Here is a 23,730-nt window from a genome sequence, read left to right on the forward strand (position 1 = left end):
TTCATCTATTTTTCATTCCATTCTAATACACCCACTTCACCTCCGGCCGAGGTAAACACTATCCGATGACGTGATAAAGGATACACGGTATTTATTAAAGAACTTCCTATCCGATGTTTCCACAATACATGGCCGGTTTTTGAATCCAGCGCAAAGATAAGCCCGTTTTTAGTACTACCAAATACTGCACCTCCTTTCTCCGTTATCATGGACGGTGCGAACTCGTAACCGAAGCCGACATTTGATGCCCACAACTCAACAGGTTCCGTTCCACGAGAAGAAAAACAGGCAACGGTATCATTCATTGTCTTAGCATATATTCGCTCCTTATCTTCCGACAGTCCGATTGTCTCACGGACCTTTTCCTGATGAGTGCGCCAAATTGTTTCGCCGGTTCGCATATCGATGGCCGTCATAGCCCGCTGGGGATCCACGATAAAGACTTTTTCATCTACCGCTACCGGCCATACTGCCGCAGGAGAAAAGTGCATACGCGTAAGTCCTCCCGTCCATTTCCACAGATTTTTTCCATCTGCCTTATTTAAAGCGTACAAGGTATTATCCCAAGCCCCGAAAATCACTTTGTCGGAGGTAACCAACGGACGAGTTTCAATATATCCTTTCACTCCGGTATATTCCCAAACAACTTTTCCATTTTTAATATCGATAGCCCGGAAAGTATGGTCGCTGGCTCCGATATAAGCGATACCTTTTTCTATTGTAACAGCGCCTAATACCGGTTCGGCAACCGTTAATTCCCATTTTTTCTTGCCGTTTCCGGCGTCCAGCCCATAAATCTTCTTGTCTGCGGAACCTAGAACCAAGATGTTGTTTTCTACCGCAGGTGTACCGATAATGCGGTTTCCTGTCTGATACGACCATTTCTTTTTTCCGTTTTCCACATTGTAACAGGTAAGAACGCCTAAATCATCTCCTACATATAAATTGTTTTTATAGACCACCGGCGAAGCATATATACCGGCTCCCGTTTGTTTATTCCAAAGTTCCTTTACCCGGCTATATTCTCCGTTTACTGAAAAATCAGGGCGTTCATTTATCCGTTTATTCTCCTCATAGTATTTTTTCCGGGTAGAAAGGGAGGCCCATTCTTTCATTTCTCCCCCGATTCGATGCTCATATACAAGAATGGAATCTGAAGTAACGTGATAAACGGAATAACCGCCGACCTCTTCTTTTCCCCGCAAATTACTTCTAGTCAATATACCGGGAATGCCATCGTATGAAAGAAACCGGTTGCTATGATAATGCCCTCCTAAAACCACACGTATATTATAAGGGCGGACAGCGTCCGTTACATCATACCAATTATCCACATCCCCTTCTTGGAGCGGATAATGAGTAACTAAAATGACAGGCTTCTCTTTTCCTGCTTTTTTCAGTACCTCCTTCAACCATACAATATCTTGTGGAGAGACATGCCCGTCGGCCATCCGCAACAAAGGTCCCGAATTAAATCCTAAAAATAAATAGCCCTCATACTCAAATTTAAATCGTTCATCTCCGAAAAGAGTCGCAAAATAGGTTGCACCGGACTCACTCCACTTCGTATCATGATTTCCCGGAATTATATAGTATTTCATTTTTAACTCATCCAGAATGGATTTCGCTTTTTTCAACGATTCACGGTCACCTTCTTCCGTAATGTCACCGGAAACAAGAACAAAATCTATCCCGGAAGTCGCGTTTATCTGACTTACCGAATTCTGCAAATCTTCCGCCGATGTGGTATTGGGAGTTATGTGTATATCCGTCAACAAGGCAAAACGGAAATCTGCCGCTTGAAGCTGCCATAGCAAAAAGCTAAACAATAATAAGAAGAACGACTTTTTCATGACGATTGTATTTAATTATAGACCCTTATCACGAGCAAATATAGTTGATATTTAAAAATCAAGAACAGATATTTTAATATTTTGTATTTTATGATTATTAATTCATATTTCCACGAAACTTCCACCCATACAATTATTGCAGGCATTCGCTAAATCTCTAAAAAACCTTTTTATATTTGCACAAAAATCCGAGTCAAACATGAAACTTATAGCAGAAAGTGGTTCTACAAGAACAGAGTGGGCCTTAGTCGAAGGCGAACATCTGATTGATCGTGTCTTTACGGACGAGATTAATCCGTTTTTTCAGAACAGACGGGAAATAAGCAGAAGCATAAGGTTAGGGTTACCAGAAATATATTTCAAGAAAAAGCTTGACCAAGTCTATTTTTACGGAGCGGGATGCAGCTCTGATGAAAAAAAGAGTATCCTGGAAGCTTCTTTAATTGCCCAATTTAAGACTCCGACGCAAGTGGAAAGTGATCTTCTGGCTGCTGCCCGCGGATTATTCAACAACGAAGCTGGCATCGCTTGTATCCTTGGAACCGGCTCAAATTCTTGTTTTTATGACGGAAATAATATCGTAAAAAACGTAAGAGCTGCCGGATATATACTTGGAGATGAAGGGAGCGGCTCTGCTTTAGGGAAACTATTTCTTTCAGATATATTGAAAGACCTTGCACCCAAACACTTGACAACCGATTTCTATAAGAAACTACAAATCACACCGGCCGATATAATGGAATCAGTCTACAATCGCCCTTTCCCTAATCGCTTTTTAGCCATGATTTCCTATTTCTTAGTAGATTATACTGAGGATGAGTATGTTTACAATCTTTTGACTCAAAATCTTCGCAATTTCTTTTCCAGAAATGTAAGCCAGTATGAATATCAAAAATATCCATTACGCTTTGTCGGCTCCGTGGCAAATGCCTATTCTTCCATATTGAAGAATATCGCGGATGAATTCGGTGCAAATCTGGATATTATAAAAGAGACTCCCATGGATGGACTAATCAAATATCATGCTACGGTATTATGAAGAAAGCAACGTTCACTGCCATATTCATTCTGTTGTTCATACAGCTACAAGCACAAACAACATGGAAGCTCGTTTCCTCACTGAACGGAGACATCGATATGCCCAACGGGGGGAACCAACAAACCTGTTCGGTCGTTGCCGACTTCGACAACGACGGACATCCGGACATCTGGTACGCTGAAATGCGTTTGAACGGAGGAAATCCGACATCGCAAAACAAAATCCTCTTTGGAGATGGAAAAGGAAATTTCCCTCGTGAAATGATTATTTCGGTAGGAGTAGACAACCATGAATCCAAGATTGCCGACCTCGATGGCGATGGAGATTTCGATATCCTCGGCAAAGGTTATGACCAATTGGGCGGCAACCTAAACATTTGGCTGCAAAACGGGACGGGAAAACGGAAAAAGTGAAGAAGCAACCCTTCTTGCCTTCGAGCCAAAGGCCGTAGACACTTTTCTAAATTGACGAGAAGGCCCGGAAATCGATTCACACGATTATCAAAATGTCACTACTATGGCGACTAAATGGGATTAGTATGGCGGGTAAAATAAATTACCCGCACATGTAACTCTTTTTAACGTATCAATACGACAGTGAAACACCGAAATGGAGAACATCCTGTCAATTTGCTGAGATAGGAGAAAAGTACTATATATTTTTTATCGTGTACCCTGTTTTTTTATTCAAGACACACTAATTGTAAGGCGAACTTTCACTACTTTTGTAGCAAACGTCGGTAACTACTTAAAAACAGTAATCGCTTTAATACAAAAGTATATGAAAAAGTATCTTTCCCTTGCTGCATCACTTCTGCTACTGGCAGCCTGCAGTGAAAAACCGGGCTACAAAATAACCGGTACAGTTTCAAATGCCGATTTAAACGGCAAGTACGTTTATTTGTATGAATACGGGAAACCGAATGTCATGCCTTTCGACAGCGCACTAGTGACAAACCAAGCTTTCACTTTTAAAGGAAGCCAAAACGGTTCATTACTGACAACTATCTGTTTTTCTACAGATGTTGTTCCGGTAAAACGAGGTGAAGTTACTACCCCTTTCAAAAAAACATTTACATTGGAGAACGGTAAAATTACAATCACCCTCGATTCCATATCGGTTGTAACAGGAACTCCGGCTAACGATGCAGAAAAAGCTCTTCACGACAAGCTGACCCCTATTTTCGACGAAATAAGAAAATTGGGCACAGAAATTAATTCCACAGACAAAAAGATTGTAGAAGCTGCTGAAAAGAAATATGATGAATTCAGCGAGAAAATTACACAAGAAGTCTGCAAATATATATTGGCGCATATGGATCAGAAGATGCCGGCTAAATACTTGGTCGACTACCAGTACCAGATAAATGAAGACCAACAAAACGAAATTCTGGAAAAAGCCGATTCCGCATTCAAAGCACAACCGAATATCGATAGGATGATTAACCATCTGAATGTATTGAAAAAAGTAGCTGTCGGACAAAAATTCACGGACTTTGAAATGGCTGATATCAAAGGTGATATGCACAAACTCTCGGAATATGTAGGCAATGGCAAAGTTGTCCTGATAGACTTCTGGGCCTCATGGTGTCCTCCCTGCCGTGCAGAAATGCCGAATTTGGTAGCTGCTCACAAAGAATATAAAAATAAGGGCTTCGATATTGTCGGTATCTCGCTCGACAGCAATGCTGATGCCTGGGCTAAAGGTATAAAAGACCTGAATATTACATGGACACAGCTTTCAGACCTGCAAAAGTGGCAAAACTCCGGAGCTGCCTTATATGGTGTAAACAGCATTCCACACACCGTTCTGATTGACAAAGACGGCACAATTATTGCAAAAAACCTGCATGGAGAAGAGTTGGACAATAAGTTAAAAGAGGTACTGAAATAAGGAACTCACCTTGTTGCACGGCTTAATTAAAAATTTTATCTTTGTGCGGTTTTTAAAAGAGCAATATTACATTAAAATTAGCAAAAGGTTTTATTATCACTTTAATATAATAAATTAGCGATTATGATTTATTCACATGAAGTTCAACACATGTGTGTTGTAAAAAAGGGAGCTAACCACCAAAGTGCTCCGATTCCTGAAGAAGGAAAGTGGGTTCGGGCAACTCAGATTACTGACATCTCCGGTTTGACTCACGGTATCGGCTGGTGTGCACCGAAACAGGGTGGATGTAAGCTGACATTGAATGTTAAGGAAGGAATTATTCAGGAAGCGCTTGTTGAAACAATCGGTTGTTCCGGTATGACTCATTCTGCTGCAATGGCATCGGAAATTTTGCCGGGTAAAACTCTGTTGGAGGCTCTGAACACTGACCTTGTTTGTGACGCAATCAACACAGCAATGCGTGAATTGTTCTTGCAAATCGTTTACGGCCGTACACAGTCTGCTTTCTCGGAAGGTGGTCTGCCTATCGGCGCCGGTCTGGAAGACTTAGGTAAAGGTCTGCGCAGCCAGGTAGGAACAATGTACGGAACTTTGGCAAAAGGTGTTCGTTACCTGGAAATGGCAGAAGGATACTGTACTCGTATGGCTTTGGATGCTGACGATGAAGTAATCGGTTATGAATTTATCCACCTGGGCAAATTCATGGATATGGTAAAGAAGGGTATGGATGCTAACGAAGCACTGGAAAAAGCAAAAGGCTCTTACGGTCGTTTCAAAGAAGCTGTAAAATATATCGATCCTCGTAATGAATAAGAAAACTGTAACACGCGTCCTGTGGGGGCTTATTGCTATTACAATAACAGCTTCGGTTATCGCATATTTTGCGATGAAACCGGAACGTCCCTGGATGGCTTTTTATGTAGCCTGCTGTGGCGGTGTACTTGTTTTCAATTTTCTGATATCTTTATTCCTGGTAAATAAGAATTTAAAAAAGTAAAAAATAATATGGCTTTATTTGAAAGTTATGACCGTCGTATTGATCATATCAACGCGGTTTTAAAAGAATATGGTATCAACGGTATCGAAGATGCAAAAGCAATTTGCGATGCTAAAGGTATCGACCCTTATACAATGTGTAAGGAAACACAACCTATCTGTTTTGAGAATGCTTGCTGGGCTTATGTAGTCGGTGCAGCTATCGCAATCAAGAAGGGATGTGTAAATGCAGCCGACGCTGCCGAAGCTATCGGTATCGGCCTGCAAGCATTTTGTATTGCTGGCTCTGTTGCCGACGACCGTAAGGTTGGTATCGGCCACGGAAACTTGGCAGCCCGTCTGTTGCGTGAAGAAACTAAATGTTTCGCTTTCCTTGCCGGTCACGAATCATTCGCTGCCGCCGAAGGCGCAATCAAGATTGCTGAAATGGCCAACAAAGTTCGTAAAGAACCGTTACGTGTTATCCTGAATGGATTGGGTAAAGATGCTGCTAAAATTATTTCTCGTATCAATGGTTTTACTTATGTTCAGACTCAGTTTGACTATATGACCGGCGATGTGAACGTAATCGAAGAAAAAGCATATTCAACAGGTTTGCGTGCTAAAGTTAAATGCTACGGTGCTGACGACGTTCGCGAAGGTGTTGCCATCATGCGTAAAGAAGGTGTTGATGTATCTATCACAGGTAACTCAACTAACCCGACTCGTTTCCAGCATCCTGTTGCAGGTACTTATAAGAAAGAATGTATGGAAAATGGTCATCCGTACTTCTCTGTAGCATCAGGTGGTGGTACAGGCCGTACTTTGCATCCGGATAATATGGCTGCAGGTCCTGCTTCTTACGGTATGACCGATACTATGGGCCGTATGCACGGTGACGCTCAGTTCGCTGGTTCTTCATCAGTTCCTGCTCACGTAGAAATGATGGGATTCCTTGGAATGGGTAACAACCCGATGGTAGGTGCTACGGTTGCTGTAGCAGTTGCTATTGAGGAAGCAATGAAAAAGTAATTAAACAGTTACTAACATACAAGCTCCTGTAACTTTAATGGTTGCAGGAGCTTTTGTTGTTTTATACAAATATCACATAAACACCTACAAAATCAATTTTTCTTGCCTGAAAAAAGAACAAAATACCACCGACAGTTGTTTCATAATAAAAACTCAAAGGGAAAAAGACCTTGAGAAACAAACGATATAGCAAGAAATCCGGTCATGACTTTACACAAAGACAGACATCTATTTAATATTATCATTTTCCCGATAATGATACTTTTGCTCCTCTCCTGCCCGATTAAGAGAGAGATTAAGCAATTGTTGGATATTCCTGTGAGAAATGTTACTTTGGGAAAAAGCAATATTCAATTTCCTACCTGCTTATATGAAACGGCCTCCAAGCAGGAAAATAAACAGATGTACGAGGTCCCCGAATACATTACAACTACTCCTTTCACAAATACTCCTACTTCTATAAATATACTATTTCAAACACAATGGTACGAAAAGATTGCGATATCGCTTCCGCTTTTCATCCGTCATCGTAAACTAATTATTTAGCTCCGGATTTCTATTCTGGCAAGGATAAATATGCAAATTCGTTTATTAATTAGTTTAACTATCTAAAACAACATACAAATATGACAAATCAAGAAAAACGGGACATAAACAATGTTTATGTCTTAGCCGGACTATTCACTCTTTCATTGCGTTTAGTCGTAGGATGGACTTATTTCTCTGCTTTTTGGAGACGTATCATACTGGAAAATAAATTAATACCCGATGTACCGGGATATATCGGGGAGAAATTCAATCATTTTCTTCCGAATGCTCTCGGTATCAAATCTATGATTGAATATCTGGTAACTAATCCGGATACTTTATGGTGGGCAATGGTGATTTTTACGATTATAGAAGGGATTGTCGGATTATTGTTTATGCTCGGATTCTTTACAAGGCTAATGAGTATCGGTGTCTTAAGCTTGGCTACAGGTATTTTATTGGGTTCCGGATGGTTAGGGACCACCTGTGTAGATGAATGGCAAATCGGAATTTTAGGAGTAGCCGCCGGTTTTACTTTATTCATGTCTGGTGGAGGAATATATTCGCTGGATTATTTATTATTGCCTAAGATACCGGTACTAAAAAAACAAAAATGGCTCGTATGGCTCACATCCGGAGCACTCCCGGTCAACATTTATACATTCAGCAAAATAACAGGCATCGGAGCAATCGCTATTTTATTACTGTCACTCGGAACAAATCAAGTATTCCACAATGGTGTTTGGGGAAAATTACATAACAAATCAGTAAAGCCCAAAATTGAAATATCGGAAGCAAAAATCAATGACAAAGGTTTGTCTTTTACAGTTTACCGTGTAGAAGGAGCAGATGTATACGGTTCTTTCCTGATTGGCATCACTGTAAAAGATGCAAACGGAAACGTTCTTTTCAATAAAAATGGAGAAGAACTTGCCCGGTTCCCCAAAAGCAATATACAAAATGAATATATTGCCAAAGTTACTCCCGGAAAACATAGTCTGGTTATCCCCTTAGGTAGTAAAGCACAACTGAATATGGAAAATCCTTCCATACAAAATCTGCCAAAAGGAAGATATAAGCTCATCTTAACAGATATCAGCGGTATCACGTGGGAAAAAGAAATCAACAAATAATAAAAAAAGGTGCATAAAATGTATCTTATCCAACACTTGACGCGAGATTATAGTAAGGAAAGACTTTATCTATCGATATCTGCCGATTCCTATATGTAATCCTGCGTCAAGCGCGGATACAATTTATTATTTAAGAAGAGATTCCAAATATTCGATAAGCTCATTAGACATCCAATTTCCTTCAAATCTCTGTCCGTTGACAAAAAAAGTCGGAGTTCCTTCTACTCCATTCTTTTCACCGGATTCATAATCACTTTTCACTTTTTGGAAATATTCGTCTTTTCCAAAATCTTTTTCAAACAGATGGACATCAAGTCCTATCTCTCGGGCATATTCAATTAAATGCGCATCATCCAGTTCACGTTGATTTTCGAGCAAAATATCATGCATTTCCCAGAATTTATCTTGCCCGGAAGCAGCTTCTGCTGCTAAAGCGGCATGTACAGCATATTGATGTACATCAGTCAACGGGAAATTCCGAAAAACAAATTTCAGTTTATCACCCATTTTCTGTTGGATATCCTTCACTATATAAAATGCTTTCTTACAATAAGGACATTGATAATCTGCATACTCAATTAATTCGACAGGTGCATCTGCCGGCCCTTGGACATGGTCCTGATTTGTTACATGTAAATTCATAATTGTGTTTTTCTGTTAGAACACAATCTGCGGCTAAACTGTTTACGGAAATCCCCTATTTTCGAGGAAACCTTATTTCCTAATCAATGTATATTTATATCCTGTTTGCGAACAATCCTGCAAAATCAACGTATCCCCATTTATGAGAAGCGGATAAGCTGGATTTGTTTCATAAAAAACATCCATCAGATAAGCATCATATCCTATACCGGTATCTGCCTTTCGCCAGTTCAATTCTCCCGGTTCCTGCTTGCCATCTTCTGTCCAGATATATTTATCATCATTGAACTCTATAAACGTATTCTCGTACTCACAAACTTCACGGGAATTTTTTCCACTAACCAGTTCCCACTTTCCATTAATCATTTTCTTTATCTCCGGAAGTTCTTTATCGAATAAGGTTGTCTTTATCCGAACAGTGTCTTTAGCTTTTTGTTTATTCCGGCAAGACGTTCCCGTCAGTAAAAAAGCAATCAACAGGAAAGATATTATTTTTACAAACCTCATATTCTTTTCGTTTGATTATTTGCAATGTTCCTTGATTAACTTTTCGGCAACCGGGTCACCTAACTCTTTAGCCTTATTCAATGCTTCACAAGCTTCATCCTTCTTGCCCATACGAACATAACAAACACCACGCAAGCGATAACAAGCAGCAAAATCAGGATCTATCGCGATAGCACTATTGATACTGTTCAGCGCATCTTCATGTTTTTGCATACGTACATAAACGGATGCCTCTTCCGCATAATAGTCGGCAACCTGAGGACTGGCACTTATCGCCTGTTGAATATCTTTTAAAGCACCTTCCAAATCATTGATACGGAATTTTGCTTGTTCGCGGAGGTAATAAAAATTGGCATTTACCTGTCCTCCCATCATTGTATAATACAAATCATAATCGGCTACAGCTTCCGCAAATTGCGACAAACGCAGTTTCCAGTCAATACGCTCCAATATATAAATCCCGGCTTCCGGATTGGTCGAACCGCTCTTTTCAATCGCTTTATCCAGCAGGCCTATCACATCCCCTATATTAAATCCCTGGGTATTTTCCAGCGTTTTAGCTGCGAAATAATAGGATGTGGGAGACGCCATATCACTATTATTGACAATCATATAGTCGTCATAAGCTGACTGATATTCCTTTTTATTGAAATATATATCGCCTTCCAACTGACGATAAGCCGGTAAATCTTCTTCTTTAATCGCTTTCTTAACAGCATCCATAGCTGCATCGACAGTCCATGCCGGATTATTTAATGTTGTATCGACAACTGCCGTGCTAAATATCAATTTCGCCTGATTGAACCATAAATCACCTTTCTTATCACTGAATTTTGATGCAGTTTTAACATCTTCAAACGCCATATCCAGATATTTATCCTGCTCAGACGGCGATGTTGCCAATTCGGCACGATTATAAGCATACAAATTGGCACGGTTCAAATACCCTTCGCTACTGTTCGGAAAAGTCTCAAGAAAATCATTAATCGTCTCCAGGCGGGTTTTCACATCTTGCGCATTACCCATCAAATAAAGAACGACTGTAGCCTGGTCAATATCTTTAGGCCATCCTTTTTTAATCCCAAGACTCGTATAAGTCGTATTCAGGAAATCCGTAGGCGAAATAGACAAGCTATTGGCATAACCCACCGAAAGAGCATAACTAATATCCTTTTTACCACCGGCATCCTCCTGAAGCAAACCGAATACCTCCCCTTCCGGGGTTAACAACGGAGAATTTAATTGCGAGGCTTCCAAAGGAATAGACAATTTGTAGTATTTATAAGGGTCTTTCAGCTTGCTGACTTCCGTTACGGTACCGGAAGCAAATTTCACATTCTTATCCGTAGAAAAAGGTAGCAGATAGGCAGTCGAACCATTAGCTACCGGTGCAGGTACTATAGACAAATAAGCAGTCTTCTTCGGTATCTGTACCTGAAATTTTATCACATCATACAATTCATCCGCACCCAGGATACTCTGAACCGGGAAAGTTTTCCCTTCCAAGTCCGTTACCACTGCTTTTGCCGCACCTTTAAAAAGAGCATAAGCCGAAACAGCCTCACCTGTTTCAGAAATAAAAAAACCCGTACCGGAAGTGAGTTCATTTCCATCTTTGCCATAAGTAGTAATTGTGATTACAGCTTTTCTTGCTTTCTCCATCCATTTAGGCGCTTTCTGTTGAGCTACTGCCGATAAGCACTGGCAGCAAATAAAAATAAATAGCAGTATTCGTTTCATTTCATTTCATGTTATCAGATACAGCCACAAAAGTAATTATTTATCCGGAATGTTATAGTATTTCTTTATCTTTGTCTAAATTGTTTTACTACTAAAGCGTGTTATTTATGAAACTTCAAATTTTAATTATTATGTGTAGCCTATTTACCGGAATATTTACATCCGCAAGCAATTTTGCTTCTGATAAGTTCAAGACCAAAGATGGTAGTGAACTGGAAATTACATTTATCAAACATGCCAGCCTGATGCTAAAGTACGACGGGCATATCATTCAAGTAGACCCGGTTTCGGAGTATGCCGATTATTCCGCATTCCCCAAAGCCGACATCATCCTGATTACCCACGAGCATGGAGACCATCTGGATAAAAAAGCGATTACCGCATCTGAAAAACCGGGAACAATCCTCATCGCAAACGGCAACAGCGAAAAGATATTGGGAAAAGGAACGATTATGAAAAACGGAGACAAAATCCATCCGACCGATTACCTGACGATTGAAGCTGTACCCGCCTATAACACCACGCCCGGCAGAGAGAAATTCCATCCCCGCCATCGCGACAACGGATATATCCTGACATTGGGCGGAACCCGTATTTATATTGCCGGAGATACGGAGGACATACCGGAATTAAGTAATCTGAAAGATATCGACATCGCCTTTTTACCGGTCAACCAGCCCTATACCATGACAGTTCCCCAGGCTGAACATGCCGCAAGAATGTTTTCGCCTAAAATACTTTACCCCTACCATTACGGGGAAACAAAAATCGAAGAACTGAAGGATAAATTAAAAGGTTCCGGCATTGACGTACGTATCCGCCAGCTGCAATAAATCAGGCCTTCGCCTTCTTCACGTTATACCGGTACGCCCAGCATGCTGTCAGGAAATAGATAGCACATTGTATCCACAGCGTAACATATTCCGTATGGATTTCGGCCATCGAGGCATGCATGGAATTAAGTTTCACGTATGCCAAGGTAGCCGGAGCCGCCGGAATAATATAATGAGAAGCTTTCCAGTACCAAGGCATTAACTCCAATGGATAAGAAACGCCGGAAAGAAAAATCAGACCTACGGAAAAGAACGCTATCATCAACAAAGGTGCATCCGAATCAGTAAAAACAATCGATGCCGTCAACCCGAAAAAACTTGTTGACAATAGAAACGGTATCAGAAGCATGATGACATAAAGCGGATTCCCCACATCCGGCAATCCGAAAATCAGAGGTATCAATCCCAAAAGAAAGAGTGCGAAGATAGCATAAAGTATGCCATAGACAAACGTCTTCCCTGTCACAATCCGCATCATTTGTCCGAAAGTAGGGTGAATAAAATGGCTCAGCGAACGGGTTTGCCGCTCTTTCCCGCTAATCATTCCGATGACCATCAACAGCGTCTGGAACATAATCACAATCAGGACTGCCGGAATTAAATAAGTCCCATATCCTTTCGTATAATTATACAAAGCGGTCCCTACCACATTGAAAGGTTGTGCCGAAGTTATCTTGGTCGCATCTTCACGGGGAAGGAATACCAGCATATCCGGACGGGTATTCTCGTTCAAAGCCAGCATTGCGCCGGACGAAGCCTCCTGTATCGCCAGATAATAAAGAAATGCGCTGGTTGTCTCATACATGATAAAAACAGACTCCTCACCACGTGATACACGCTCCTCGAAGTTCTCAGGAAGATACAAAATACCGGCTACTTCATTTTTTTTCATCAACTCTTGCGCCTCCGCATAATCCACGCCGGTTGTCAGGATATTCACTTGTGGAGTAGCGTCCAGCAAACGGATATATGAACGGCTCAGCTCACTTTTCGAGTTATCCACAACTGCAACCGGAACTTTCCTCACCACATCCGGAGCATACATATAATTATAGAGCAGGCCATACATGAAGATGCCTCCCGTCAAGACCAACAGGATGGCATAACTGCCGGAAATAGTCCGGAACTCATTGCGAATAATAGTCGCAATATCGATAAGGCCTGCTTTTATTTCATTCGATGTTTTCATACTTATGACTTAATATTGCCCGTTTCAGATGTGGCAAAATCAATAACGCGACTAATAAGAAGCAGAACAGGGCACTATAATTCTGCCAAGTATAAGCAAAACCGTAATCGCCATAGAGCAAATTCTGATTGATTTCGATAAAATGCCGTATCGGAAACAGAAACGAGGTATAATAAACCGGTGCATACATGGAAGGAGCCGGGAACGTCACTCCCGAAAGAGTAGCCCCCAACGAACCGACCATCGAAACAACACTGATAATCAAGCTGAGCGCAGGAAATAAGGAGAACAGAAATACCGCCAATGCCTGCGAAGCTATCACAAACAAGATTGCCGTCAGGTTCAACGGCCAGAAACCACAAGAAAAGGGTATATTCATCATCCCGAACATCACATAATTCCCGAAAACGCTCATGATGCCAAATATCACAGTATAGGGCAAGAGTTTTGCCACAACAGCCGTTCCGATATTCATCCGAGCCGTAGCAAGCCATTCATCACCGGTATGAAACTTGATTTCGCTGCCGATGGCATAGACGGTTGTCAGTAAAACAATCACTTGGAAAAATATAAAGAAGAAGGGATTACTCAGATAAACCGAATAATCCAAATCCGGATTAAACAGAGGATGGTTACTGGCTTTTACCGGCAACAGAAAGGTGGTAATCTGTTGTTCGTCCACCCCCAAAGCTGTTGCCTGCATGACGACAGGCCCCAGCGACAAGGTACGCAGAAGCGTCTCGAAAGCCCCTCTAACCTCACCGCCCACACTCAAAAGCGCGTAATGATAATAGTAAGAAAGAGTAGCTTCCCGCCCTCCCGTGACATCCGCCTCGAAATTGCCGGGTATGACTAAATAGCCGTATATTTCCTTCGCCTGCGTAGCCTTCCGGGCAGCCTCCGCATCAATAAAATGCCGGATGACGCGAAAGGTCGGAACAGCCTCCACTTGCCGGCTGATTTCACGCGACATGACCGTCTGGTCTTGGTCGACGATGCCTACCGGAATATTTTCCATCTGCCCGTTCCCGAATATCGTGGACATAAAGAAAATGCAGAAAAGAGGCAAGACGATGCAAACGCCAAAATACAGGCGCCTCGAAACCATCCGCTTCAATTCCCGTCGGAGAACGGCCACAAAAGGACTCTGTTTCTTCATTTTTTATTTTATCTTATCTAATTCCACCAATACGGACATTCCGGGTCGCAGGCCTTCCACACGGGAAACGGGCAACGCATGTATCTCGAAAGTACGCAAATCGTAGCTGCCCACCTGCTTCGTCGATTTCCAGGTAGCGAAGCTGCCCAACGGACTGACGTAATTAATTTTGAATTCGATGCCTTTTTTATCGATAGCGGGAACATCCGCCACAAACGTGCCTCCCATCGGGAAAAACGGCAAACGGTCTTCACGGACATTCAGCACGACATGTACATCATCCAGGACAATCAAATTCATTATCGGCATTCCCGCTCCCACCAATTCGCCCCGCTTGAGAAAAATGGTGGAAATCTGTCCCGCTTCCGGAGCCGTAAGCCGGGCATCCTGCAAGAGAGCGGCAACCTCTTCGACCGTTCCCTGAGCGGCATTTACCAGCGAACGGGCACTTTCCTTATCCTGGATTTGCGCTCCGTCGAGTGCCATCTGATACTGGTTGTAGGCAGCCCGCTCACCGGCAACGGCAGCATCATACAAGGCTTTCACCTCGTCGCGACGCTGGGAGGTGACAACGCTGTCCTTATATAAAGTCTCGATACGGCGATAAGTGGTCCGCGCCAGTTCCAGGTCGGATTTGGATTTGTTCCAGAGCTGTTGCATCGTGGCAATTATCTGCTTCCTCGTCCCTTCATCTATTTTTTGATGTTGGAAACGGGCAATATTTTCGAGCGCATTTACTTGTTGGTATTTGGCAAGCGCTTCGGGGCTGTTGATGACAACAAGCGTATCTCCGGCTTTCACGTTTTGTCCTTCCTTCACCAGAAACGTGTCGATGCGTCCGGGCAGTTTCCCGGAAATCCGTATTTCCGTCGCTTCAATCTGCCCTTGCAGGATAACCGGTTTCTTTTTCAGCAAGAGTATCCCGGCTACCGAGACTACGATGACGATTAGCAGGACTGCGACAAAAGAGATTGTCAGGTATTTTTTTGTTTCCATATTGATTATTATTATTTCAATCCAAAAGTTCTTTTTTTATGATTTTATAGTTTCCGAGAGCTCCGGAGAGGCTTCTCCCTAAGGAGAAATGGTCGCTGAGTGCTCCAAAGAGGCTTCTCCCCACGGAAAAGTCATTATTGAGTGCTTCGGGGTCGTTTTTACCTAAGGAGAAGCAGCCGTTGAGTGCTTCGGGAAGGTTTCTCCTTAGGGAGAAAGCATTTCGGAGTGCTTCGGGAACATTTTTACCGGAAGAGAAGCCATTTCGAAGTACTCCGAAGGCGTTTTTACCTAAGGAAGAGCCGTTTCCGGAACGAAAGTGATATTTCACACACGAATACAACTACAAAATCTCCGTCTTCCCGTCCCTCCGATACTGCTCGAAAGCCTCCGGAATGCCGCAAACAGACAACAGGTTGGCGAGAGCGACATCATATTGATAATAAGCCAGCAGAAAAGCCGTCTTTACCTTCGAAAGCATCACCTCGGCATCCACCACATCCGAAGAGGTTGCCATGCCCTCCTGAAATGATTTCATCCGGATACGAACCAGTTCGTTGCTCATTTCAAGCGTCGTATTCAGAGCCTTCACATTGTCGAGGGCATTTTGCATCTGCGTATGGAACTTATCGACACCTACCTGCAAATCGGTAACGGCTTTATCCTTCCCGATAGCCAGCGACTGACGGGTGAGGCGAGCTTGGCGGATAGTTTTTTCCCGCTCCAACCCGTCGAATATATTCCAGGTGAAACCGACGCCAATCATCGTGCGGGGCATCAGATATTTGTCGACTCCGTCCGAATAAAGCGTCTGCTTGCCTATAAGGGCGATATTCGGCAGATAACCGGCACGGCCGATTTTCAAATTATCCTCAGCTATGTTTTCCTGCAATCTCAATTGATTGACCGTATAATTACTGAAAGGAATCATCTCCTTGAAATAAGTTGCCGAGGGGAAACTCTCGTTTATAAAGAGAGAAGTCGTGGTGCGGATGTCCGTATTGTCATCCACATTAATGAGGCTTTTAAGTGCCTGGGCGGCCACTTCCAAATCTTTGCGGGCCGACTCCAATTCGCGTTTGGCTTCCTCCATGCTGACTTGGGCAAAAAGACGCTCGGCACGGTTTATCATTCCCTCCTGTTCCAATTTTAAAGCCTGGTCGTAATGCGTTTTCAGCGAACGATACGTTTCCTCTTTCACCTCCACGACACGTTGTCCCAGACGAAGGCCGAAGTAGCTTTCTATCAAGAGAGCTTGCTGGCTCGCATTGACCTGGCCTTGATTCGCCTCGGCTATGGCCACCATTGTCCGGCCTATTTTACCGGCATAAATACGCTTACCTCCGGCAAAAACAGGCCAGGTAAGATTTGCATCTATGGAAGTGATATTTTGCGAAATAAGGGGAAGCGTTAATGTATTCTGTCCTATCTTATCGAGGATGGACGAAATAAACCGGTCGTCGGGAATGATGGTGTGAACAAAATCCTTGGCAGGTCCGGTAAATTGGCTTAAAGATTGCCGGACCTCCACCGGGTTCGACATGTGCACGAAAGTGCCGGCGGCACTGACATTCGGATACCAAAAGGCGTTTAGCTTCTGATGCTCGTTCTTTGCCATTTCCACCTCCTTTCCCGCAATCTTCAGGCTTTTATTTTCCCGGTGAAGCAGCGAAAGAGATTGCTCCAGCGAAAGCTCGACCGTATCCGTCTGCGCTGAAACGAAGATGGGAAGAAGAGACAGCAAGGCAATGCCGAAATGCGTTAAGTTATAAATCATAAATGTGTCTAAATTTAGTTTTGTGCAAAATTTATGACTTATAACAAGAGGCCGGACAGGATTGTTTTCTATTTCTTTTTCTTCAGATTAGGTAAAAACCAGGTAACCAAACCAATCAAAGGCATATAACCGCAGACATTATAAACACTCTCAATGCCGTAACGGTCCGCCATATTTCCTAAAACAGCGGAAGCGATGCCCGCAACCCCGAATGCGAACCCGAAGAAAAGTCCCGAAACCAATCCCAATTTGTAAGGCAACAATTCCTGCGCGTAAACCAGAATAGCCGGAAAAGCGGACGAAAGCGTCAGACCGACACAAAAACTAAGTATCGCCGTCAGATACAAATTATCCACATGCGGCATCATCAGCGTAAAAGGAGCCGCTCCCAAGATTGATGCCCAAATCACATACTTCCGCCCTACCCGGTCGCCGATAGGTCCGCCCATCAGTGTGCCGATTGCCGTTGCTATCAGGAAGGTAAACAGAAACAGTTGCGAAGCCTGCACGCTGACGCCGAACTTTTCAATCAGGTAGAAAGTATAATAGCTGTTCAAACTCGCCATATAGATATATTTGGAAAAAATCAAAATCAACAGAATAGAGATAGAGAAAATAGTTTGCCCCAAAGGAAGCGGCATCTCCACGCGATTTGCTCCAACTCCCCTATCCTCTCTTTTCAGCCGCAGCAACAACCCTTTATACCAATGTCCGACCGGTATCATCACCATAATCGCAATAAAAGCCAATATAGCGAACAAAGCAATATGCCTTCGTCCGTAAGGAGCCACAAAAACCGCCGCCAGCAACGGCCCCAGCGAACCGCCCAGATTACCGCCAACCTGGAAAAGCGACTGCGCCAGTCCCCGCTTCCCTCCCGAAGCCAATGAAGTCAGTCGCGAAGCCTCCGGATGAAAAACCGACGACCCGACTCCGACCAACGCCACGGAGCATAAAACCCACGGCAACGAATTGGCAAATGCCAAGCTTAACAATCCCACCAATGTGAAACTCATGCCCGTGGGCAACGACCATGCGGAAGGCCATTTGTCGAAAAACAATCCCGTCAACGGCTGGAACACAGATGCCGCAAGCTGGTAGACCAACGTTATTAGCCCGATTTGAGCAAAACTAAGTCCCAAATCCTCTTTAAAAAGAGGATAAACAGCCGAGATAACGGACTGCAACGAATCATTCAAACAATGTGAAATACTTAATGCGACAAGTATGCTAAATGTTATTCCGCTTGTAGATTGTGCTTTGTTTTGTTCCATTTTTTATATATCTTCTTGCCTCTTCGGGCTGCAAATGTACGCATAAATACACACACTGTTAAGAAAATAATCAAAATGTTCGTTTTAACAAATAAATTTTATCAGTTTGCAAACGACAGAGGTTGCAATCCAAGCATTTATCCGCATTTTAACCATAGTTAATATCAACTTTTATTTCAGTTATTTTTAATTCTTTACGTAAAAGGCCGTGAGCCAAATGCCTTTTAGCTTGTTTTAATTGCGAACGTCTAAACAAAGAAACATGGAATGATAAATTTAAACCATAGCATACTGGACCGGAGTAGGAAAGGAATCTTGTATCCATCTCTCCCGAAACCTACGCCAAATTCCCCCTATCTCCCTTATCGCCCTGATGTAAGAGCTCAGTTTCGCTCCGGGACAGTATCTAAGGTTTATTCAACAAAATCCGTTTCTTCCTCCTCTCCTCCCGGCACATGAAGTATAAAAGTTGTAGCACCGATGGTAACAATGGCACCTTCGCCGATTTGCACCTGTTCCTTCTTGCCTAAAATAACACTCTTGAGGAAAGTTCCGGTCAGGCTGGGGAAATCGCGCAGCGTATAAATCAATTTACCCTGTTTGTTTTCTTTTACATGGATAACACAGTGCTTGCGCCCCATACTCGGGTCGCTGGTAATAATCGGGACATCCACGCCATCCGTATCTTTATTACGACGCCCGATTACATTGTCGCCCATGACTAAAGGCAATTCCTGTTTAAAGCCAAACGTATTTTCAATCACTGTTATATAGCCGCAGGAAAAATCCGGTTCTTTCACCTCCTTTTCCTGTCCGCTTTCCGTTCGAACCACCTTCCGGCCTAACTTAATCTTAAATTGGGAACCGCATTGAGGACAAACGAAAGCCAAAATCTTGCCTTCGGAATATTTCGTCTCATCAAAAGCCAACTGATTATCACATTTCGGACAGAAAACTCTTTTCATATCTATTTCTTTCGGATTATCGACATTTTATTTACGGCAAAGGTACGTTTTTTCGGCAAACTATAAAAAATCGGCCATTTCTACCTAAACAAATTCCAGAAAACTCTTACATAATCTTTGCGAACACAACTTTATTAATTCGACAATCCTTATTTTTTTATTTATTCAATAGGAAAACATACCAAGATATTAAATAATGTATTATTTTTATCAAAAAAATAATATGGAAAAAGTAGTAAACATCACGTGGAGCAACTCCGTTAAATCAATTACAGGCATTTGTGTCATTTTAGTGCTTTGTATCTTTTATTATATTATCAAATCCGGTTCTTTCAAAACAAATTTGTTACTCCCAACATGCCTTATCTTAATCCTTGGAGTATTGGCATACTTCATGACACAGGCGCCAACCTCACTTCATCTTTCCGAAACAAGCCTAACCTTAAAAAAGATAATAGGCAAAATAGAAATACCTTATAAGGACATTCAAAATATAGAAAAATACAATTTCAACCAAGGAGATACCAGGATTGTTGGAAGTGGTGGATTTTGCGGTTATGTCGGGACATTCAAGAACAACACATTTGGTAAATACTCCTGCTATGTTGGAGATGCACAGCAGGCATTTCTTATACAAACAAAAGAGAATAAGTATTATGTATTAAGTTGCGACAATAGTATATCTATTATTAATGACATTAAACAAGAGATACGAAAATAACAACTTTAATTTTATCCCACCAAATATTTTGCCTTCTTTCCCATCCATTTGTAAATGGATGATACAATCAGCCAGGAAACTCCGAAAGCGACTACCGCCGCGGCCGGAATTTGCAAACCCATCGGAATACCGATTGTACGCATCAAAACGACAGACGGACCGGTAAAGAAATAATGTATCATGTAAACGCCGAAACCGCATAAAGTCAAATTGGCTAAAGCACGTTTCACAACATCCGAACGAACCTTCACCTTCTTTGCCAGCAGGAAACAAGGAATTGTCATCATGACCACATTCAGGGAACAATAGGTAAAGAATAATTCCAACATCTCATCGCTATATTCCGGAAGAGAGGTGATATGGCGAAAACCGAAGAAAGTAACCGCATATCCGACTAAGAACATCGGTATACCGAACATCAATATCCTGCTTAACGGCCAGTCATGGTTCCGCAAGTAATGCCCCAACAATAAATATCCGTTGAAACCGGCAAACATATACAACATGTTGAAAGAGTTCCAGGAACAACCTCCCCATATATAAGGATTGACATACTGATAATAATAAGGTAAAAGCGTCGTCACTCCCCAAGCAACCAAGAACCAGAGCTTCGCTTTCTCCGACGCTTTTTCTACCCACGCCGAGAAAATCGGCATATACAAATACAAGCCGATAAGCAAATAGATATACCACATATGCACATCCAGTAAAGAGAAATTAAAAGGTATCTGCGCGATATATCCCAATGATACACTGAGAGATTGGCGGGTAACTTCTTCACCCGCATAAGGAAAAAAGTCTAAAATAACATCCGGGGAAAGCCCTAATAAACCGGTAACCCAAGGAAATAAGTTATAGATGACAGACCATATCAGAAACGGCCAAAGCACACGGGAAATACGCTTTTTATAAAACATGGAAGTATCCCCTTTTACCGGCAACAGCAAAGCCCCGGTTATCATTACGAAAAGCGGAACGCAAGGACGCAAAAAAGAACCCCAGGCAGCTCCCCAGAATTTTATCTCCTCAATATTGGCAGGCGGTTCGCCCGGATAAAAATTAAACGGATCGGCACTATGGCAACAAACAACGGTAAACATAGCAACAAATCGCACCACATCCAACCATACAACATGTTCTTTCGTAACAGACAAATTTACATCTCTCATAAAAATAACAACTATTAGTTTAACTGCAAAAGTACAAATCCTTTTAGTATATTTGTGATAGTGTGAAGTATTTTATTTGACTATCAACGATTTGTAGTAAACTCGCATGAGAACGGGCAACGGATAAGAAAATGCCGGATTGTTCAGAACCACCATGTTCCTCATGCTTTCAAATAACTCTTTTATCAATGCAAAGATAGCATTTTTTCTGTAAAGGCCGGTAATAATCCGGTCAAAATCTTATGAAATAGTCCTATCGGAAAGAGCTGCCATCCCGTAGCCGAGTCCCCGTAACTCACAGGCAAAGGTAATTCGTGTTCTTTTCGTACAAGCAAGGTCAAGCCCTTCGGGTTCCGTGGAAAAATCTTCCGCGCCCTGAAGGGCTTGCGGTATTTTTCCCGGAAACCTTGCATGTACGGAACACGACCTTTTAAGCCTGTAGTTACGGGAACTCCGGCCCCGAAAAGCCGGACTAACAAAAATCAAATGTTATGTTACAGATGGCTAAAAACAAGTACAGTGTGGAAACACTCAGAGAACTGAATGTTTCATACGACCATGAACACGGGCTGACACAGAAAGATGTCGATATGGCTAACAGTTATGTGGAACTCATCGAACAGACACGTTCCGAAATCACACCGCAAATCGGAGACAGACTGATTTATGTGACCGAAGACGGGGACTATTACGGCAACGCCCTTATAGAGAACCTGCACCACACAAATAAAGGGCATCTTTCTATATGCGAACAGCCAAGCATACCTTTCGTCTGGAATGATAACGGAAATATCCGGTTGAGCGTCAGTGGAGGTGCGTTTCATGCCGTGAATCCGAAAGAATTGAAATTCCTGAAATGGACGGATGGTTCATTCAAGGACTGGAGACATTGTAGAGCTTGTGCAAACGGAGCGGTGGCATTTTACGCAAAAGTACCGATGTGGTTCTATTCAGAACCCAATCCCAAGTACGGAAATTTCACGACCGAAACCTACCGAAAATTTTATTTCAATAAAAAGGAGGAATCGGAAGCCGGCAATCTTTACCAAGGTTTTGACATTGCTTTCCGTAACGAGGCGGAACTGCAACAGTTCGTGGAAGACTATGAAGGAACGATCTTCAAGGGAAATTGGCCTACACAAATAGTATTGTGGTGTTTCCGTCGCGAATATATATTCCTGCCGCTTCCCGAGTGGGAAAAGATAGAATCCCCTGCCGTAGAGCGAAGACTGAATTTCCATCCCGAACAAGTCAAGATTGTCAAGGACATGGAACAGCACATCACCTACCTGTATCGTATCAAGAATTTCTAACATCTAAAATCCAATAAATATGCAAACGACAACAGCAACTAAGGTCGGCAACGCTCCCGACCTGCTTTCCGGTATCCTGAGCGTACAAGTGAGAAACGAGGACAAAATCACGGAGCAAGACCGCCTCTATTGCCAGACACAGCAGGACCTGCTCTACAGGACGCTCGACCAGATAGACCGCTGGTACGCCGTCTTCAAGGAAGATGCTGAACAATACCAGGCGGAACGCAAGTTCCATTACGAAGACAACGGCAAGGTATCCATGCGCGATTTCTATTCCTACCATAACGGCAGGGATGACTATTCGCACAACGAGTTCAAGCCGTTCGACCTTATCAATGACTTGGTGGACAAGAACCGTAATGCCAACTCCAACTTCGCGGGTCGCATCATCTCCTATTTCAACAACACCTACAATGTTCAAGTGCCGGTGCCGAACATAGACGGGAAAACGCTCCGCATGGGATTCCGCCCGGTCTATGAAACATACGTGGATGCCGTCATAGAACACTTGGGAGGCAAGAGCTTCCGCGAAACGGCGGAAGAGGAACTAATCAGCCGTGTTCAGAAAGTCGTCAAACCGGCATACTGGACTAAGGTAAAGACTGAACTAAAGAAGGACAAGATTATCTTCCCTGAAATCATCCGTTTTGATGATTTTTCCATGCAATACAGTAATCGTTGTCGAGTGTCATATAGCTATACCAATGAGTTGGAAACCCTTTGTGCTGGAATTGCATTCGGTGCGGATGACATATTGAACGGCAACTCAAAGATGATTATCTGTTTCGATGATAATAATGTATCCATTAACGACTGGTACGACCTTACCACGACCAATGCCGAGCAAATCAGATTCTACAAGAACGGGCGCATAGACGTCAGGTTCAAGGACAGTGCAGCCGCCGAAAGCTGTTTCAAGCGGCTCCGGCTGGATGAAATCACACTAAGAGAACAATAACGGCATGAGAGACCAATCCAGACACCCCGTA

Annotated in this window: 24 protein-coding genes; 12 read left to right on the forward strand and 12 right to left on the reverse strand. The window is 42.7% G+C overall.

What is annotated here, in order from left to right; translation table 11 throughout:
* Nucleotides 1-5: 5 nt before the first annotated feature.
* Complete coding sequence (locus tag DW103_RS08080) at nucleotides 6-1,859, reverse strand: PQQ-binding-like beta-propeller repeat protein (protein WP_370453471.1); 1,854 nt, start codon at nucleotides 1,857-1,859, stop codon at nucleotides 6-8.
* Nucleotides 1,860-2,052: 193 nt separating this feature from the next.
* Here DW103_RS08080 and DW103_RS08085 point away from each other — a divergent pair, with 193 nt between their 5' ends.
* From DW103_RS08085 to DW103_RS08120, 8 genes are all read left to right on the forward strand, one after another.
* Nucleotides 2,053-2,892 (forward strand): hypothetical protein, encoded by an 840-nt coding sequence (locus tag DW103_RS08085; protein ID WP_122275156.1) that lies wholly within the window; start codon nucleotides 2,053-2,055, stop codon nucleotides 2,890-2,892.
* A complete protein-coding gene (locus DW103_RS08090) occupies nucleotides 2,889-3,305 on the forward strand; it encodes a VCBS repeat-containing protein (RefSeq protein WP_122275157.1) in 417 nt (138 codons plus the stop codon). Before DW103_RS08085 ends, DW103_RS08090 begins: the two co-directional genes overlap by 4 nt.
* Nucleotides 3,306-3,672: 367 nt before the next feature.
* A complete protein-coding gene (locus DW103_RS08095; RefSeq protein ID WP_122275158.1) occupies nucleotides 3,673-4,785 on the forward strand; it encodes a TlpA disulfide reductase family protein in 1,113 nt (370 codons plus the stop codon).
* Between the two features lie 123 nt (nucleotides 4,786-4,908).
* The gene (locus DW103_RS08100; RefSeq protein WP_122275159.1) at nucleotides 4,909-5,601 is read left to right on the forward strand and encodes an iron-sulfur cluster assembly scaffold protein; all 693 of its coding nucleotides are present in this window, start codon (nucleotides 4,909-4,911) and stop codon (nucleotides 5,599-5,601) included.
* Nucleotides 5,594-5,785, forward strand: coding sequence for a hypothetical protein (locus tag DW103_RS08105; protein ID WP_122275160.1), 192 nt, complete (start codon nucleotides 5,594-5,596; stop codon nucleotides 5,783-5,785). The genes DW103_RS08100 and DW103_RS08105 overlap by 8 nt, the downstream gene beginning before the upstream one ends.
* A gap of 8 nt (nucleotides 5,786-5,793) precedes the next feature.
* A complete protein-coding gene (locus tag DW103_RS08110) occupies nucleotides 5,794-6,795 on the forward strand; it encodes a GGGtGRT protein (protein ID WP_122275161.1) in 1,002 nt (333 codons plus the stop codon).
* A 204-nt stretch (nucleotides 6,796-6,999) separates the two neighbouring features.
* Nucleotides 7,000-7,341 carry a hypothetical protein gene (locus DW103_RS08115; RefSeq protein ID WP_147381195.1) on the forward strand — a complete coding sequence of 114 codons (342 nt, stop codon included), beginning with the start codon at nucleotides 7,000-7,002 and terminating at the stop codon, nucleotides 7,339-7,341.
* 80 nt (nucleotides 7,342-7,421) lie between these two features.
* The gene (locus DW103_RS08120; protein WP_122275163.1) at nucleotides 7,422-8,456 is read left to right on the forward strand and encodes a TQO small subunit DoxD; all 1,035 of its coding nucleotides are present in this window, start codon (nucleotides 7,422-7,424) and stop codon (nucleotides 8,454-8,456) included.
* Nucleotides 8,457-8,582: 126 nt separating this feature from the next.
* Here the strand turns inward: DW103_RS08120 and DW103_RS08125 are convergent, their stop codons facing one another.
* From DW103_RS08125 to DW103_RS08135, 3 genes are all read right to left on the reverse strand, one after another.
* Complete coding sequence (locus DW103_RS08125; RefSeq protein WP_122275164.1) at nucleotides 8,583-9,098, reverse strand: DsbA family protein; 516 nt, start codon at nucleotides 9,096-9,098, stop codon at nucleotides 8,583-8,585.
* A gap of 72 nt (nucleotides 9,099-9,170) precedes the next feature.
* Nucleotides 9,171-9,605 carry a hypothetical protein gene (locus DW103_RS08130; protein WP_122275165.1) on the reverse strand — a complete coding sequence of 145 codons (435 nt, stop codon included), beginning with the start codon at nucleotides 9,603-9,605 and terminating at the stop codon, nucleotides 9,171-9,173.
* 15 nt (nucleotides 9,606-9,620) lie between these two features.
* Nucleotides 9,621-11,345 carry a trypsin-like peptidase domain-containing protein gene (locus DW103_RS08135; protein ID WP_122275166.1) on the reverse strand — a complete coding sequence of 575 codons (1,725 nt, stop codon included), beginning with the start codon at nucleotides 11,343-11,345 and terminating at the stop codon, nucleotides 9,621-9,623.
* A 107-nt stretch (nucleotides 11,346-11,452) separates the two neighbouring features.
* Here DW103_RS08135 and DW103_RS08140 point away from each other — a divergent pair, with 107 nt between their 5' ends.
* A complete protein-coding gene (locus DW103_RS08140) occupies nucleotides 11,453-12,178 on the forward strand; it encodes an MBL fold metallo-hydrolase (RefSeq protein WP_122275167.1) in 726 nt (241 codons plus the stop codon).
* 1 nt (nucleotide 12,179) lies between these two features.
* Here DW103_RS08140 and DW103_RS08145 read toward each other — a convergent pair whose 3' ends face one another.
* From DW103_RS08145 to DW103_RS08175, 7 genes are all read right to left on the reverse strand, one after another.
* Nucleotides 12,180-13,367: an ABC transporter permease gene (locus tag DW103_RS08145; protein WP_122275168.1), complete on the reverse strand. Its 1,188-nt coding sequence runs from the start codon at nucleotides 13,365-13,367 to the stop codon at nucleotides 12,180-12,182.
* Nucleotides 13,351-14,526, reverse strand: a complete 1,176-nt coding sequence (locus tag DW103_RS08150) for an ABC transporter permease (RefSeq protein WP_122275169.1) — start codon at nucleotides 14,524-14,526, stop codon at nucleotides 13,351-13,353. The genes DW103_RS08145 and DW103_RS08150 overlap by 17 nt, the downstream gene beginning before the upstream one ends.
* Before the next feature lie 3 nt (nucleotides 14,527-14,529).
* A complete protein-coding gene (locus DW103_RS08155; RefSeq protein ID WP_122275170.1) occupies nucleotides 14,530-15,522 on the reverse strand; it encodes an HlyD family secretion protein in 993 nt (330 codons plus the stop codon).
* Between the two features lie 16 nt (nucleotides 15,523-15,538).
* A complete protein-coding gene (locus DW103_RS08160) occupies nucleotides 15,539-15,850 on the reverse strand; it encodes a hypothetical protein (protein WP_122275171.1) in 312 nt (103 codons plus the stop codon).
* Nucleotides 15,851-15,862: 12 nt separating this feature from the next.
* On the reverse strand, nucleotides 15,863-17,296 hold the full coding sequence (locus DW103_RS08165) for a TolC family protein (protein WP_122275172.1): 1,434 nt from the start codon (nucleotides 17,294-17,296) through the stop codon (nucleotides 15,863-15,865).
* A gap of 68 nt (nucleotides 17,297-17,364) precedes the next feature.
* Nucleotides 17,365-18,570 carry an MFS transporter gene (locus DW103_RS08170; protein WP_122275173.1) on the reverse strand — a complete coding sequence of 402 codons (1,206 nt, stop codon included), beginning with the start codon at nucleotides 18,568-18,570 and terminating at the stop codon, nucleotides 17,365-17,367.
* Nucleotides 18,571-18,983: 413 nt separating this feature from the next.
* Nucleotides 18,984-19,535 carry an FHA domain-containing protein gene (locus DW103_RS08175; protein ID WP_122275174.1) on the reverse strand — a complete coding sequence of 184 codons (552 nt, stop codon included), beginning with the start codon at nucleotides 19,533-19,535 and terminating at the stop codon, nucleotides 18,984-18,986.
* A gap of 223 nt (nucleotides 19,536-19,758) precedes the next feature.
* Between DW103_RS08175 and DW103_RS08180 the strand changes: the two genes are divergently transcribed.
* Nucleotides 19,759-20,256, forward strand: coding sequence for a PH domain-containing protein (locus tag DW103_RS08180; RefSeq protein ID WP_158576677.1), 498 nt, complete (start codon nucleotides 19,759-19,761; stop codon nucleotides 20,254-20,256).
* Between the two features lie 11 nt (nucleotides 20,257-20,267).
* Here the strand turns inward: DW103_RS08180 and DW103_RS08185 are convergent, their stop codons facing one another.
* On the reverse strand, nucleotides 20,268-21,425 hold the full coding sequence (locus DW103_RS08185) for an acyltransferase (protein WP_122275176.1): 1,158 nt from the start codon (nucleotides 21,423-21,425) through the stop codon (nucleotides 20,268-20,270).
* Nucleotides 21,426-21,916: 491 nt separating this feature from the next.
* Here DW103_RS08185 and DW103_RS08195 point away from each other — a divergent pair, with 491 nt between their 5' ends.
* Complete coding sequence (locus DW103_RS08195) at nucleotides 21,917-22,738, forward strand: DUF4121 family protein (protein WP_122275177.1); 822 nt, start codon at nucleotides 21,917-21,919, stop codon at nucleotides 22,736-22,738.
* Nucleotides 22,739-22,757: 19 nt separating this feature from the next.
* On the forward strand, nucleotides 22,758-23,699 hold the full coding sequence (locus DW103_RS08200) for a hypothetical protein (RefSeq protein WP_122275178.1): 942 nt from the start codon (nucleotides 22,758-22,760) through the stop codon (nucleotides 23,697-23,699).
* Nucleotides 23,700-23,730 lie beyond the last annotated feature (31 nt).

Origin of the sequence: Parabacteroides sp. AM08-6, assembly GCF_003473295.1 — a bacterium.
Lineage (GTDB): Bacteria > Bacteroidota > Bacteroidia > Bacteroidales > Tannerellaceae > Parabacteroides.

Bases quoted from the DNA above. Each gene is read 5' to 3' on its own strand.
- DW103_RS08085 (WP_122275156.1), top strand. From the start codon at position 2,053: ATGAAACTTATAGCAGAAAGTGGTTCTACAAGAACAGAGTGGGCCTTA.
- DW103_RS08090 (WP_122275157.1), top strand. From the start codon at position 2,889: ATGAAGAAAGCAACGTTCACTGCCATATTCATTCTGTTGTTCATACAG.
- DW103_RS08095 (WP_122275158.1), top strand. From the start codon at position 3,673: ATGAAAAAGTATCTTTCCCTTGCTGCATCACTTCTGCTACTGGCAGCC.
- DW103_RS08100 (WP_122275159.1), top strand. From the start codon at position 4,909: ATGATTTATTCACATGAAGTTCAACACATGTGTGTTGTAAAAAAGGGA.
- DW103_RS08105 (WP_122275160.1), top strand. From the start codon at position 5,594: ATGAATAAGAAAACTGTAACACGCGTCCTGTGGGGGCTTATTGCTATT.
- DW103_RS08110 (WP_122275161.1), top strand. From the start codon at position 5,794: ATGGCTTTATTTGAAAGTTATGACCGTCGTATTGATCATATCAACGCG.
- DW103_RS08115 (WP_147381195.1), top strand. From the start codon at position 7,000: ATGACTTTACACAAAGACAGACATCTATTTAATATTATCATTTTCCCG.
- DW103_RS08120 (WP_122275163.1), top strand. From the start codon at position 7,422: ATGACAAATCAAGAAAAACGGGACATAAACAATGTTTATGTCTTAGCC.
- DW103_RS08125 (WP_122275164.1), bottom strand. From the start codon at position 9,098: ATGAATTTACATGTAACAAATCAGGACCATGTCCAAGGGCCGGCAGAT.
- DW103_RS08130 (WP_122275165.1), bottom strand. From the start codon at position 9,605: ATGAGGTTTGTAAAAATAATATCTTTCCTGTTGATTGCTTTTTTACTG.
- DW103_RS08135 (WP_122275166.1), bottom strand. From the start codon at position 11,345: ATGAAACGAATACTGCTATTTATTTTTATTTGCTGCCAGTGCTTATCG.
- DW103_RS08140 (WP_122275167.1), top strand. From the start codon at position 11,453: ATGAAACTTCAAATTTTAATTATTATGTGTAGCCTATTTACCGGAATA.
- DW103_RS08145 (WP_122275168.1), bottom strand. From the start codon at position 13,367: ATGAAAACATCGAATGAAATAAAAGCAGGCCTTATCGATATTGCGACT.
- DW103_RS08150 (WP_122275169.1), bottom strand. From the start codon at position 14,526: ATGAAGAAACAGAGTCCTTTTGTGGCCGTTCTCCGACGGGAATTGAAG.
- DW103_RS08155 (WP_122275170.1), bottom strand. From the start codon at position 15,522: ATGGAAACAAAAAAATACCTGACAATCTCTTTTGTCGCAGTCCTGCTA.
- DW103_RS08165 (WP_122275172.1), bottom strand. From the start codon at position 17,296: ATGATTTATAACTTAACGCATTTCGGCATTGCCTTGCTGTCTCTTCTT.
- DW103_RS08170 (WP_122275173.1), bottom strand. From the start codon at position 18,570: ATGGAACAAAACAAAGCACAATCTACAAGCGGAATAACATTTAGCATA.
- DW103_RS08175 (WP_122275174.1), bottom strand. From the start codon at position 19,535: ATGAAAAGAGTTTTCTGTCCGAAATGTGATAATCAGTTGGCTTTTGAT.
- DW103_RS08180 (WP_158576677.1), top strand. From the start codon at position 19,759: ATGGAAAAAGTAGTAAACATCACGTGGAGCAACTCCGTTAAATCAATT.
- DW103_RS08185 (WP_122275176.1), bottom strand. From the start codon at position 21,425: ATGAGAGATGTAAATTTGTCTGTTACGAAAGAACATGTTGTATGGTTG.
- DW103_RS08195 (WP_122275177.1), top strand. From the start codon at position 21,917: ATGTTACAGATGGCTAAAAACAAGTACAGTGTGGAAACACTCAGAGAA.
- DW103_RS08200 (WP_122275178.1), top strand. From the start codon at position 22,758: ATGCAAACGACAACAGCAACTAAGGTCGGCAACGCTCCCGACCTGCTT.